This is a genomic window from Halobacillus mangrovi (assembly GCF_002097535.1).
Classification (GTDB): Bacteria; Bacillota; Bacilli; order Bacillales; family Halobacillaceae; genus Halobacillus; species Halobacillus mangrovi_A.
On record NZ_CP020772.1, the window covers coordinates 2,771,249 to 2,783,514 of the forward strand.

Sequence of the window (12,266 nt, forward strand, 5' to 3'; positions counted from 1 at the left end):
GGTGTGCTTATTTTTTCTTAACCGGAATCCATACTTCCTCTACTGCATTAGGATCCAAAGGATCGTATTCTTTTGTAAAACGTTCAAAATGCTCCCTTTCGTCTATAAGATAATCGGATGCTGGCAGCCATTCTTCGTAAAATGATTGTAAGGTCTTATGGAATTCACTCGCAGGTCCATGGTGGTAAAACATAGCGTAAAGACCTCCGTTGAGAATGATCGGCTCGAGTTCATTTTGTTTTTCATCAAATTCTCGTACTTCCACTGCTGCCCACTTATGAAAAAGGGTGTCTGGTGTAAAACGGGCAGGATCAAGTTTCTCCTCGAAAACTTTCATATTATAAAGATTATCGTCAATTCGATCCTTGATTGTTTTGAGTTTAGGCATAAAGCTTCTCCAAAGCTCAACGGTATGATCATCGTTTAAAGACATTTGCATTGATTTGCCGATTAGTTTCTTTGTCTTCAGCTGTATCAGTTCTGGAGTCATCTCTTAAATCCTTTCAATAAGGTTAGTTATTCAAGCCCTTTCACTTTTTAAATAAGTAGTTATACGAGTAATTCAGAAAGAGAGATAATATTTATTTTTACCTGCTTCTACAGTAAATTAGGTTTAATTATTTATTAAATAGTTAGAATGGCAACGGTAAGTACGAAGGCAGAAGTAACAAATGAAGCAACAGCGTTCGCATTCCTGCCTTTTTTAAGCTCATGAGATCCTGAAGCTAATAACATAAAGCCTAAAGAAGTTAACATGAATGGTGCTAAATGGCTGCTCTCTGTTATAAACACATAAGTGGCGAATGCAAATGTTACAAGAGCAAAAATGATTCGGATTATATTTGCCAAGACCGATCCCCTTTCTTCTAACAGAACAATAATTGTATGTAAGAAGTTAATTCTTTCGCTTCCAATCTTCATAAAACCTTTTTAAAACAGACTTAATTTCCATTAAGGTAAGTAATAGTAAGAGAAGCATCATGAATGTAACCATTTCACCAGTGAAAAATGAAAGAAGACCAATAATGACAATCCAGAACCAGAAATATTTTTCATTCATAGGGCGTCATCCCATTCCCTTCATTTGCAACTCCTCGATCATAGCGATCACAGAATTTCATCCAGGAGAAGTGAATTCCACTTGCGTCTTACCAATTATTTCAAAACCTATGAGCCTACTCAAGATTTTTTTTGAGTCATTACTTATAAAAACGGACTTTCCCAATTGAGAAAGCCCGCTTCTTCTTACTCTTCTTTGTTCAGTTCATATTCAGCCAAAGTTACAGCAATTTCATCTTCAATTTCCTGCACAGAGCCAAGATAATTGTTTAACAAGACTGAGAAGATCAACTCTTCACCATCTGCAGACGTTACATATCCAGAAAGCGACGTCACACCTGTTAACGAACCCGTTTTAGCACGCACATTATCTTCTGCTGCTGTATCACCCATACGATAACGAAGCGTACCACCTATAAAACGTTCACTATTGCCTGCTACAGGAAGGGACTTCAAATAAGTTGGGAACCACTCTTTTTCTTTTACTTGGTACAAAAGATTTGAAATCTCGTTGGCAGGCACCATATTGACATGAGACATACCTGATCCGTCACGAAGACGCATCGTATCTGCATTTACTCCGCTGTCATTTAAGAAATCCTCTACAACCTCCATCCCTTTATCCCAGCTACCTTCGTCATGGACCACTTTCCCCATTTCTTTGATTAACACTTCAGCATGACCGTTATTACTGATTTTCATAAACGGGGTAAAAAGTTCTTCCAAAGGGATGGACTCCTTCGAAACAATCAATTCAGCGGACTTAGGAGTTTTTCCATTTACAATCTCTTTCCCTTTGACTTTGATCCCTTCTGCTTTTAATGATTGACTGAAAAGATCTAGCGCCAGGCCAGTCGGTTCAGAGACGGCCACCCAGGACCTTGAGCGGCTTGCATCTACAGGAATGGCACCTTCCACCACAATTTGATTTGTCCCATGTTTACGTTCAATAGAAATATCTTTGGACTGATCTGAGTCCACCGTTTTGGCTTCGTTAACGATTTCCACATAATCATTTTCAGGCGTTACCTCTATTTCAGCAGGCTCTCCCGCTGTATCTGAAGGGTAAGCCGCAACAATGACAGTACCTGCATCATAATCTTCGTTCGGTGAAGCAGTGAGTGCTGAGATTTGTGCCCCCGTATAGTTGGTTTCATCGTTCCATGAAATGTCTTCTGATAATCGAATATCATCATACCATGTATCATCAGCAACGAGATTGCCTTTAACTTCTCTTATTCCTGCCTCTTTTAAGGATTGAGCCATGGTGACAAAATCCTTCTCCATCAACGTTGGATCGCCTTTTCCTTTTAAGTATAAATCACCGTGAAGTTTGTTTCCTTTTATGTCCCCTTCAGCTAGTACCTCCGTCGTAAAAGTGTATGCTGGTCCAAGGGTTTCAAGTGCCGCAGCTCCCGTCAGCAGCTTCATGTTTGAGGCGGGTTTTAATCGGAGATCAGCATCATGTTCATAGATCACTTCGCCGGTCTCAGCTGAACGGATACTCACTCCAGCCAGGGCACCGTCAAGCTTCTCATCCGCTAAAATCTCATTGATTTCTTCACCAAGCGCATCATTCTCTGCGTTCACTTCTGTGTCTTCATACGATTGATAAGGGGCGAGCATTAAAATTGCTACAAAAAACAGGACAGCCATTTGCTTGCTTTTGAACGAGAACATAGTTATGTATCTTCCTCCTTGAAAATTATGGATAATACTAACATTAGCAGAAAAGACAGAAAATTATAATTATTTCCGGTGTATTCATTATAAAACAGGGCCATAGTCGTAGTCTGTGGTACTTAACATTCCTTTAAACGATTTTGAGAGTTCATCTTGCCAATGGGGTTACAGAGGATGATAGTTCGCCAAAAAAGACAACCTCCACGGGTAGGAAGCTGCCTGACTTTAATCATACACTTATGTCTATTCTTCTTTGTACGAATTATTTACTCAGGGAAATTAGAAGCAGCTGCAGACTTTACGTGTGTGTGCAATTTAGATTGATTCAATTTTCCATCCTTGAAATTACGCATAACCATCCAGAGCATATAACTAATTTCGTCTGCATGAAATCTCTTAATGGACGGCGCATTTACTGGTATACTAGTAACATTGTGTATATAGAGGTGAAATCATGAAAAAAATCTGGGATTTATACAAAGATTCTTCTTTTCTATTAAAAATGACAATTGGCTTTTTACTCGGCATTGGATCAGGAATGCTCATTGGCCCTGAGATGGAAGTCGTTAAACCACTTGGCACTATTTTGATTAACTTATTAAACCTAGTAGCAGTACCTGTCATATTCCTTACAGTGGTCCTGGCTATTAATCAAATGAATCCTAACCATTTAGGAAGACTCGGTGGAAAGCTGCTTATTTACTACGGACTTACAACCGCTGCAGCTGTATTAATCGGGGTTGGTCTTGCTTTATGGATTACTCCCGGAGCAGGGCTCAGCCTACCGGATGCTCAAGTGGAAAAGCCAGAAACTCCAAGCTTTTCTGATGTCTTATTAAACATTGTTCCTGACAACTTGTTCCAAGCCTTTACTTCCGGTGAGCTGATGGGCATATTATTTCTCGCCGTCATCATCGGATTAACAATGGCCAAAATGCGCTATTCAGGTAAAGAAGAGCTTCAACTTTCAGGGGAGCGTCTGCACCGTCTGTTTTCTTCAGCGAATGACTTGTTCTTCCTCTTATTACAAGGCATTCTTTTATATGCGCCCATTGGAATCTTTGCCATAGGAGCGTCCGCCTTTGGCAGCCAGGGATGGCAAACCTTTAAATCCCTGTTAGCATTCACAGGAGTCTTTTATCTGGGTGTTCTATTGTTGTGGTTATTGGTTTATACGTCATTCCTTAAATACGCACACGTGAACATTAAACATTTTTTTGTAAAAACAAAGGACGCTTACTTTACTGCGTTCTTCACATCAAGTAGTATTGCTTCTCTGCCGGTTGCTATAGAATCGGCTAAAAAAGCAGGGATTTCTGAACGGACTGTCAACTTCTCGCTTCCTATTGGCGCTGTCTTTAACTCAGACGGAGGAGCACTACGAATGGGTGTGTCTATCGTATTCGCAGCTAATGTAACAGGATTAAATTTGTCTGTCATGGACTTTATTACGATTGTTGTAATTGGCACGCTGCTATCGATCGGGACAGCAGGAATCCCGGCGGCCGGACTTGTCACACTGGCAGCCGTCCTTACCATGTTTAATCTCCCCCTTGAAATTGTCGCTTTGATTGCGGGAGTCGACGTTCTGATTGGCATGGCCGGTACAGCCTCCAACGTACTTGGAGATATCGTAGGATCGGCTGTTGTCGACAATAAGGAAACGGATTCATCTTCAAGACAAGCCCCATCAACAACTGTATAGCTTTAAAAGCACACGTCTTTGGATCAATACTATAAAGCTCAGAGCATTCTGTTTAACTCTGAGCTTTTATATGATTTCAACTTCGACAACATTCATGGCTTCTTCTGCACCCATCCTACCTTCTTCTTAATCATTTAATCCCTTCCCATCGAGAATTTGCGGTATATATTTTTCAACCCTTGACTCACGAGTTTTGGATTGTTTGGCTTTAGAAAAATAAAGACAGTAGGCTCTTTGCCGACCTGGCGTCAGTGATTCAAAAGCTGATTTTAAGCCAGAGATTTCATCGAATTTATTTTGAAGTTCTTCGGGAATTTCTGGTTTCTTATTAAATTTCACTTCCAAGCCAGCTTTTTCAACTTCAATGGCTTCATCAATATAGTCTTTCAAAATAAATTCCATTTCTTCAATTTCCTAAAGATTCTTGAACCGGATCTGGCGCGCAGCCTGTACATTCTCTGTTTGCTGGATTAGAATGCCATGACTATCCTTTAACAAGGTACCTTTATGGAAAAGGAAAGCACAATAATCTTTAAAGCCATGGATTAAAACGACGTTTTTATCTTTAAATGTATAACAAGGCTTTCCCCACTTCAATTCTTCAGTCAGTTCACACTCAAGGGCGATATTTCTTAACTTCTTGAATTCTTTCTGCCATTGCTTAGCATTACGTAAGAATTCATCTACCTTAGGGTTCTTTCTACTACCTGACATCAAGGACCACTTCCTTTTGTAAAACTTTTGAACTTTACTTGAATATACATTCACCTTTAATAATATTCCATTTTTCTAAGTTGATTAAAAGCCTCTCAAGTTAGTTATCCAGCTCCTTTGACGCTTCCAAAGAGGCCTTAAGTGAGAAAATAAAAAGGTAAGATTACGTTTAAATGTTCTTCCCAAATGGAATACCCCTAAGAATCAACCTTTTAAAAAACTCTCGCAGAAGGAAGGATACTATGAAATATGGCGGAATAATTTTTGTTATACTTGCGGCAATTCTCTGGGGGATTACCGGAGGGATAGCTAATATATTGATGGACAAAGGATGGGATCCTATAGTTATATCCTTTTACCGTGGAGCTGTAGGACTATTATGTGTTTTTTTCTGGTTTCTTCTTCGCTCAAAGCAAAATTGGCCAAGAGCTTCCTCTGTTTATTTATGGTCCACGCTTGCCGGAATTGGTGTTGCAGGAAACTTCACCTTTTATTTTCTAAGTATTGAAGCATCAAGCATCGCCATTGCAGCCACTTTAATGTATACCGCACCAGTGTTTGTACTGTTAATTTCTTTTTTACTAAGGATAGAACGTTCAACTTGGACAAAATGGGGATCGATTATTTTAGTGCTTATCGGAATAATTTTGCTTACAGGTGCTTATAAATCCGGATCCTCCTCTGTCACCCTGCTAGGTATTGCTACAGGACTTGGGGCAGGTCTTTCGTATGCGTTGTTTATCTTTAGTTTTAAAAAGTCTTCCGAACTCACTAAGCCGCAATCTACATTAAGCATCGCTTTTTTTGTATTTTGCTTAATCCTTTCACTGTTCATGGACTCTCAAGAAGCCGTTTCTGTTCTGACTTCCGGTGATATCGGGTGGTTTATTCTGCTAGGACTTGTTGGAGCAGGAATATCTTTTGTCCTGTATGTCATTGGAATTCAATGGACGGCTCCCTCGACGGCCTCCATGATCGCAATGGTAGAGCCAGTTACAGCTTCCTTATTTGGTGTGTTGCTGCTTAATGACCGTTTGACTTTCATCCAACTTATTGGAATGGTCCTTATATTAGTCACCATCACCATCTTAAGTGTCAAGCAGTCCGAATAGCTAATGATGGTCGTTATAGAGTATCGAATCATGGAGTTATTATATCTGTACAACCTATATAAGATAATAGAACATGAGGGTCTCCTCATGTTCTTTAATTAGATATTTTTATGATCTATTTCATGATTAATGCAGTAATTCCTTGAGTCTTGAATGGTCAATACTTTTTTCACAAAAGGCTTAGATTAAATACAAGAAAATATTTTAGGAACCCTGCTTCTAAAGGAAGTATAATTATGTTCACCGTCAACGATTACCGAAGAGTTAACGTTAAGTGACTTTTCTCTTAATAAGCGAGCAACTTCTTCATTCGAAACTATAAATTTTCTTCTTACCTCTTCATCTTCTGCTTCTTTGTCTCCCCAGTCTAAGTATATACTTTGAAGAAGTGAAAGGTCGCATTCTCTGATAAACTCCACTATTTGTTCTTGGTTACGCCAAAAAGCAGATGAGAAAGCCACTACCCTTCTGAAAATATGCGGATATTTACATGCTGCATAAATAGAAATCAGCCCTCCTAATGATATCCCAGCCATTGATGTATTTTCTTTTATAGTTTTGTACTTCCTATCCATTAAAGGCTTAAGTTCTTTAGCTATAAAATCGATATAGTGATCTCCTTTACCCCCTAGGCTGCATTTATACCCTAGAACCTGCTCGCTGTACTTCCCATTTATCCACGGACAGTATTCATTAATTCTCTCTTCTGGATTTTGATCGATACCAACCACAATAACATTTAATTTATTTTTATCTAAGTAATCTTCAAGCGATAATGAAACACCGCCAATGGCATCAGCATCCCTAAAAACGTTCTGACCATCGTGCATATATATAACCGGATAACGTATTTTGTCACTTGGATTATAACTTTGAGGGAGGTAAACCCTCACTATTCTATTTCCTTTACAAAACTTCATTTGAACTTGAAGGTTTTCTAGCATGTACTCCCCTCTTCTCTTTAGAAACCCACTTCGCATAACGAAAGATATATGCCCATTATATGAAATAGAAAATTCATTCACACTCTGGTCGCCTTTTTTTACTATTTTTTACGCATAGATTGGTAGATTAAAAATAGAACCCGCAGTGGTTATGTACCATTATTTTGTCCCTTATAAAGTAGACCTTTCTCATCTAGCTTTGATTCTATCTCTTTTGCAAATGGAACATTTTTTGCTAACACAAATTGCCAATTCTGTTCCTTTAGAAACTCTTCTTTTTCTCGTAGTTTCCTTATTTCTATTAAGTCTTCTAGAGATCTGTTAATTGGACTCGTATTACTCTTTGCTAACTGATTTCGATAATGCTTTCTAAAATCTTTTTCCGTACACTCATTGACTCTCATAAAATGTTTTTTTAGATTCTGCATTACAAAACCTCTCGTGTTACTATCTTCTATTCTGCGTGTTACGTGGTGGATGTGCTTTAAATCGTGACAGGACTTACACAAAGACTGTATATCTTTTAAGATTAACAGAAAATTTTCCTCGTCATACTCCCAAACTTCATGAGCTTGTAGTTTTTCTTCAACACGATAGCCGCATATTTGGCATGTAAAATCACTATTCTCTTGAACATGGTTCCGAACAGAGTTCCACAAAGAACGAGGTATTGAATTCCTTACCGTTTTATTCTGTGCATAAGAAGGCTTTCGAATCTCTACAGTTAGCTTAAAATCAGACATAACAACCTCCTTGTGATACTAGTTACTTTTATATTCGACAATACACATTAAATCCCTTCTAATCATTGAAGTAATGCTATCTTTTTTGCTTGATATGCTACGTTTACCGCTATGGAAGAGACGCATATCCTTCGCCAAATACGTAATAGTCTTTCTTACTTCCTATAGCAAAAGAAAAAGCCGACTATAACGTCTAGTCAGCTTTCCCCCTTTACTCTGCCGTATTTGCTTTTATTGCTTTAATTGTACCGGTATGTACCCCTTCATGGTACAACGTGAAATTAAGAATTTCTCCCACCGTCGGTAGAGATAAAAAGGCTTCTGCCGCTTCATCCTCCAGCTGTCCGGCGAGCACTTTCTTCAGTCTGAACGGCTGCTCATTAAGCTCCTGCCTCAGTTCGTCAAGTGAGGGGACCTCGCCCTGCCAATCCGATGGTTTTGTTCCTGGTGCGAACAGTTTAAGGTAATGGGACTGAGTTTCGATCGGTTTGCCACCGAATTTAGCAATCAATGAGTTTTGCACCACGTAAATGTGACCAAGATTCCATCGGATCGTATTTCTAAATCCTTCCGGTTGTTTATCCGCCTGCTCTTCTGTGACACTGTCCAATCCCTTCAGAGTCGCTTTTCTCACCAGGTTGATCTGTTTAAAAATCTGTTCTTCGTTCATAATATCATTTCCCTCCTTACCTATTATTCTAGCTTTCCAACTTATCGTCCTCAACCATCGAGATCGGACCTGCTGTCATTATAATTCCATATGAAGCCAGTAACCACTTATCGTTTCAGCACTAAATAAGCTCTTCCCAAATGACTAAAGAACAGCCCTCAAATATGTAAAAATCGAAATCGAGATACAATGATTGGTTTAATCACTCCGTCCCTCTTTATTATTTTTAAATGGTAGTCAGCCTGAGGAAGCAAAACAGTTTGAAATTGGTTTCATTAAGGTAACACACCTATTAGCAGGGAGACTAATGAAGTGGAAAGTGATTTTTAAGATTATTTATGTGCCTGTTATGGTTTATTTAATATATTCGACTTTGGATCTATATATTAATTTTGATCCCGCAGCTAAGATACCGATCCTTACTTCTGTAACCTTAACGGGATATTGGCAAGTGTTCTTTATGAAAAAGAGTAAGAGTTAAAGAAAAGTGGCTGCCCTCCTATTAATAGAGGTGAAATAGAGTTAGGGCTATGTCCAGACCACGAGCACTCTATTGAACATTCACCCCCTAAAGTGGAAGACTCGGTATTAAGATAATCAACCATACAGGTTAAGTGAATATGAACTTTATAGCCTCCTAACCCAATCCCTTTATATTCATTCTTATTTTATTTGTGATCCTTTTTGAAGAGGTTATATTAGAGAAACGCAGTCCTATATTAATTTTTTTCCATTACAGCAAAATAATTATCTTCATTGTCCGCAAAATTAAACACTCTACCCGATGGCATATTTACAATTTCTCCCACAGTTATTTCTCTGTTTAGCAATTCACTATGTAGTTGCTCAAAATTCTCAGAGTAGAACATTAAAGAAGGGGTATCAAGGTTTAAACCTGGAGACATCTTAGCAACGAACTCTTTGTTGTGAAGAACGATGGTCGTTTCAGCACCTCTTTTTGGAGCAATCTCAATCCACCTCATTCCTTCACCGTTATTTTCTTCTGAAGTCACAATAAACCCTAAATTCTCTGTCCAAAAATTCACTGCTTCGTCTTGGTTATCAACATATAACATAATTTGACCTATTTTAGTAAACACAATTCTCCACTCCCTAAAGGTTATCTTCTGTTATTCTCTTTCTAGGAAGTGAATCCCTCCTTTTCTAAACTGCTTCATAATAATCTTCTCCACATTCCCTAAGTATGTAAATATTGATGTTTTATTTAAGCATTCGCTTGAGACTTATTATTGCTTATAACTGTCTAACACATAAAAAAGGAACGATCCCTCTGTTTGAGAATCGTTCCCTTCCGAAAGACTCAGATTCAAGATATTTTTAATCATCTTTAAACCTACCTTACTTTTCTTTTACACCAAAATCTATCATGCTAAATCCTCGTTAATCCTATAATAATTAATACGATCATAAAAATTGCATTGGGACCACTAACCAGCAACAGCCCAATTAACCACCTGCTTTTGTTGTCTCTATCCTCTTTAACTTCTGAATGGTAATTTGCTCTATTCCTATCTCCGTCTACAAAAGCACCAGTTAAAACCCCAGTTAGTAATAAGGGTACGACTGCACTAATGCCAATAATTTTTAAAGGTAATCCCCATTCATTTGAATAAAGCCCGTAAGCTACTGAGGAAAGTGTACCTAACAGTCCTATCCCTAAACATTTTACTTTCATTATAGATCCTCCTACTTTATGTACGAGTGGAATTAAATTAAGTTTCCAAGATAGATCTTAAATATAACCAAATAAAAAGACGACTACCTGTAAATTAGATAACCGCTCTGATGCTTGAAGACTCAATATCGACATATACAAAGTTTCCGTTCATGTATGAAGTAGTTTTCTAATTAAACTTATGTACAAGAAAAATATCAATAATGGTTAGCATAATAAAGATAAAGGCACTACTATATATATAGCTTTTTTTCTCTTTGCTCCACCATGTAGTTAAAGTCATAAGTGCAAAGACAACTATGGCCACTTGAATTTTTTGGATTCTATCTTGCTTTTGAAATAGGTTAAGCGCTTCTTTAGCCTCACCTTTAAAAGGTTGCTCACTTATTACTTTCCCATACCAATTGTAATTAATTACTTGATGAGTTGTAGGTCCCTCTAAAGACTCTAACTTCTTAAAACCTAATACAGGCAGTTCAATAGAAAAAGTAAATAGTAAACCACCTATAATAAAAATTAGTATCAGTGACATTGTCTTTCTATTCAAAAGCCTCCTCCTTCTGCTTCATTTTATTCAAGTTCTGTTGCGTTATTGCCCTCGATTGTTGAAGACTCGGAACCAAGATATCATGGGATAGCCATTCGACTAACGAACCCTTTAGTTGAATTTAATCTCCATTTTTCTACTTTTAGTAGTCATCCCCAATGATCTATAAAATTCAATGGCAGATGTATTTTTCTCGGATACTCCCAATTCAATACTATCAACTCGGAGGTTCCTCCCAAAATCAAAAACATATCTAGTTAGTTTTTTTCCGATCCCCTTCTTTCGATACGTCTCCGCAACGCATAAACTATTTATAAATAACACTTTCCTCAATTTGAGAAAAGAATTTTCAATTGTTTCTTCTTCCTTCGTCACTATAACCCCGACGATATCATTGCCTAGAGTAGCCACAAAAATGTGCTGTTTGCTATCAATTAACTGGCTTTCAAAGAACTCTTGCTCGACTGGAGTTGAATTTTCTTTGTACAAATCTGGTCTTTCAAAAACGTGGAATTCATGAACCTGTCTAAACAAAGGCAACAATGACTCATAATCGTTTTGCTCGGCGGTTCGAATAGATATATCCATATTTTTTACTCCTTAATGATTGAATAAATGATTATGTACCACTTACTTGTTTTCAAGATTTCTCTTGATGTATCTGTAACTAAAGTATCCCTTCATTGAACTTTAAGTGCCATAACGGTCAATAACTTCCCCATTTTCGTCTAAAAATTTTATTGGACCCCAGGCATTCACTTGATAAAAGTAACGACCGGATTTAGTGGATAGTATTTCTATTTCTTTTTTCTCATTTTTTACTTCTGCAGTTACAGAAGCTATATTTTCATTTTTCAATATCCCAAACGCTATTGGCATCTCCTGTACATTTCCTTTTTCGGTTTCATAATGAAATACATTGTGTCTTGCACTAAATGAGTCGTCAGTCATGGCGATCATAGTAGAAAAGATAAACTCCCAACTTTTATCATTCTGACCAGTTACTAATGCAAACCCCAATTTTTTAAATTTTTCACTCTTATCTACATCTTGTGCAGTAAAAAGAACTATTGTTCCGTCATCTGTTTTTTGTCTAGAAAGGACATCATTTACTTTTATTTCTCCAGACCAGCCATTGTTTATGGCCTCTGCAGGTGATTCATAACTACATCCTGTAAATACAAACACAACTAATAGTAACAGTAAGTGCATACTAAATTGTGTTGTTTTTCTTTTCAGCAATTGTCATGACTCCTCTTTTATAACTCGGTTAAACTATCATTCTTCAAAATTCACGTATAAAATCTATTAAAGATTTCTAATCCAAACTGTCCTTAAACAATCCTGTTCTCATAAATAAGGAGGCCATCCCCCCTAACGAGAATCGCCCCGA

14 protein-coding genes and 1 pseudogene are annotated in these 12,266 nt (G+C 37.7%); 2 read left to right on the plus strand and 13 right to left on the minus strand.

The features are described from left to right. Window positions 1-7: 7 nt before the first annotated feature. The 4 genes from HM131_RS13685 to dacB form a co-directional block, all read right to left on the minus strand. A complete protein-coding gene (locus HM131_RS13685; RefSeq protein ID WP_085030297.1) occupies window positions 8-490 on the minus strand; it encodes a GyrI-like domain-containing protein in 483 nt (160 codons plus the stop codon). 134 nt (window positions 491-624) lie between these two features. After that, window positions 625-849, minus strand: a complete 225-nt coding sequence (locus tag HM131_RS13690; protein WP_198162631.1) for a DUF3953 domain-containing protein — start codon at window positions 847-849, stop codon at window positions 625-627. A gap of 46 nt (window positions 850-895) precedes the next feature. Next, window positions 896-1,060, minus strand: a complete 165-nt coding sequence (locus HM131_RS20940) for a hypothetical protein (RefSeq protein WP_198162632.1) — start codon at window positions 1,058-1,060, stop codon at window positions 896-898. A 185-nt stretch (window positions 1,061-1,245) separates the two neighbouring features. Then, the gene (gene dacB, locus HM131_RS13695) at window positions 1,246-2,739 is read right to left on the minus strand and encodes a D-alanyl-D-alanine carboxypeptidase/D-alanyl-D-alanine endopeptidase (RefSeq protein ID WP_085030299.1); all 1,494 of its coding nucleotides are present in this window, start codon (window positions 2,737-2,739) and stop codon (window positions 1,246-1,248) included. A gap of 457 nt (window positions 2,740-3,196) precedes the next feature. Between dacB and HM131_RS13700 the strand changes: the two genes are divergently transcribed. Then, the gene (locus HM131_RS13700; protein ID WP_085030300.1) at window positions 3,197-4,447 is read left to right on the plus strand and encodes a dicarboxylate/amino acid:cation symporter; all 1,251 of its coding nucleotides are present in this window, start codon (window positions 3,197-3,199) and stop codon (window positions 4,445-4,447) included. A gap of 126 nt (window positions 4,448-4,573) precedes the next feature. Here the strand turns inward: HM131_RS13700 and HM131_RS13705 are convergent. Further along, window positions 4,574-5,161 (minus strand): annotated as a pseudogene (locus HM131_RS13705) (YdeI/OmpD-associated family protein). A gap of 242 nt (window positions 5,162-5,403) precedes the next feature. Here HM131_RS13705 and HM131_RS13710 point away from each other — a divergent pair. Further along, the gene (locus tag HM131_RS13710; protein WP_085030301.1) at window positions 5,404-6,273 is read left to right on the plus strand and encodes a DMT family transporter; all 870 of its coding nucleotides are present in this window, start codon (window positions 5,404-5,406) and stop codon (window positions 6,271-6,273) included. A 185-nt stretch (window positions 6,274-6,458) separates the two neighbouring features. Here HM131_RS13710 and HM131_RS13715 read toward each other — a convergent pair whose 3' ends face one another. The 8 genes from HM131_RS13715 to HM131_RS13750 all read right to left on the minus strand — a co-directional run bounded on the left by HM131_RS13715 (window position 6,459) and on the right by HM131_RS13750 (window position 12,115). Further along, entirely contained in the window at window positions 6,459-7,217 is a 759-nt protein-coding gene (locus HM131_RS13715; RefSeq protein ID WP_085030302.1) for an alpha/beta hydrolase, read from the minus strand. A 149-nt stretch (window positions 7,218-7,366) separates the two neighbouring features. After that, the gene (locus tag HM131_RS13720) at window positions 7,367-7,960 is read right to left on the minus strand and encodes an HNH endonuclease (RefSeq protein WP_085030303.1); all 594 of its coding nucleotides are present in this window, start codon (window positions 7,958-7,960) and stop codon (window positions 7,367-7,369) included. A gap of 211 nt (window positions 7,961-8,171) precedes the next feature. After that, window positions 8,172-8,630, minus strand: coding sequence for a DinB family protein (locus HM131_RS13725; protein ID WP_085030304.1), 459 nt, complete (start codon window positions 8,628-8,630; stop codon window positions 8,172-8,174). Window positions 8,631-9,349: 719 nt separating this feature from the next. After that, window positions 9,350-9,730, minus strand: coding sequence for a VOC family protein (locus HM131_RS13730; protein ID WP_085030305.1), 381 nt, complete (start codon window positions 9,728-9,730; stop codon window positions 9,350-9,352). 290 nt (window positions 9,731-10,020) lie between these two features. Beyond that, complete coding sequence (locus HM131_RS13735) at window positions 10,021-10,326, minus strand: DUF5316 domain-containing protein (RefSeq protein WP_085030306.1); 306 nt, start codon at window positions 10,324-10,326, stop codon at window positions 10,021-10,023. 169 nt (window positions 10,327-10,495) lie between these two features. Continuing rightward, complete coding sequence (locus tag HM131_RS13740) at window positions 10,496-10,873, minus strand: hypothetical protein (protein WP_085030307.1); 378 nt, start codon at window positions 10,871-10,873, stop codon at window positions 10,496-10,498. Window positions 10,874-10,984: 111 nt separating this feature from the next. Further along, window positions 10,985-11,461 (minus strand): GNAT family N-acetyltransferase, encoded by a 477-nt coding sequence (locus tag HM131_RS13745; RefSeq protein ID WP_085030308.1) that lies wholly within the window; start codon window positions 11,459-11,461, stop codon window positions 10,985-10,987. 102 nt (window positions 11,462-11,563) lie between these two features. Continuing rightward, a complete protein-coding gene (locus HM131_RS13750) occupies window positions 11,564-12,115 on the minus strand; it encodes a hypothetical protein (protein WP_085030309.1) in 552 nt (183 codons plus the stop codon). Window positions 12,116-12,266: the final 151 nt, after the last annotated feature.

Excerpts from the sequence above, each read along its gene's own strand:
- HM131_RS13685 (WP_085030297.1), bottom strand. The coding sequence starts at position 490 with ATGACTCCAGAACTGATACAGCTGAAGACAAAGAAACTAATCGGCAAA.
- HM131_RS20940 (WP_198162632.1), bottom strand. The coding sequence starts at position 1,060 with ATGAATGAAAAATATTTCTGGTTCTGGATTGTCATTATTGGTCTTCTT.
- dacB (WP_085030299.1), bottom strand. The coding sequence starts at position 2,739 with ATGTTCTCGTTCAAAAGCAAGCAAATGGCTGTCCTGTTTTTTGTAGCA.
- HM131_RS13700 (WP_085030300.1), top strand. The coding sequence starts at position 3,197 with ATGAAAAAAATCTGGGATTTATACAAAGATTCTTCTTTTCTATTAAAA.
- HM131_RS13710 (WP_085030301.1), top strand. The coding sequence starts at position 5,404 with ATGAAATATGGCGGAATAATTTTTGTTATACTTGCGGCAATTCTCTGG.
- HM131_RS13715 (WP_085030302.1), bottom strand. The coding sequence starts at position 7,217 with ATGCTAGAAAACCTTCAAGTTCAAATGAAGTTTTGTAAAGGAAATAGA.
- HM131_RS13720 (WP_085030303.1), bottom strand. The coding sequence starts at position 7,960 with ATGTCTGATTTTAAGCTAACTGTAGAGATTCGAAAGCCTTCTTATGCA.
- HM131_RS13725 (WP_085030304.1), bottom strand. The coding sequence starts at position 8,630 with ATGAACGAAGAACAGATTTTTAAACAGATCAACCTGGTGAGAAAAGCG.
- HM131_RS13735 (WP_085030306.1), bottom strand. The coding sequence starts at position 10,326 with ATGAAAGTAAAATGTTTAGGGATAGGACTGTTAGGTACACTTTCCTCA.
- HM131_RS13745 (WP_085030308.1), bottom strand. The coding sequence starts at position 11,461 with ATGGATATATCTATTCGAACCGCCGAGCAAAACGATTATGAGTCATTG.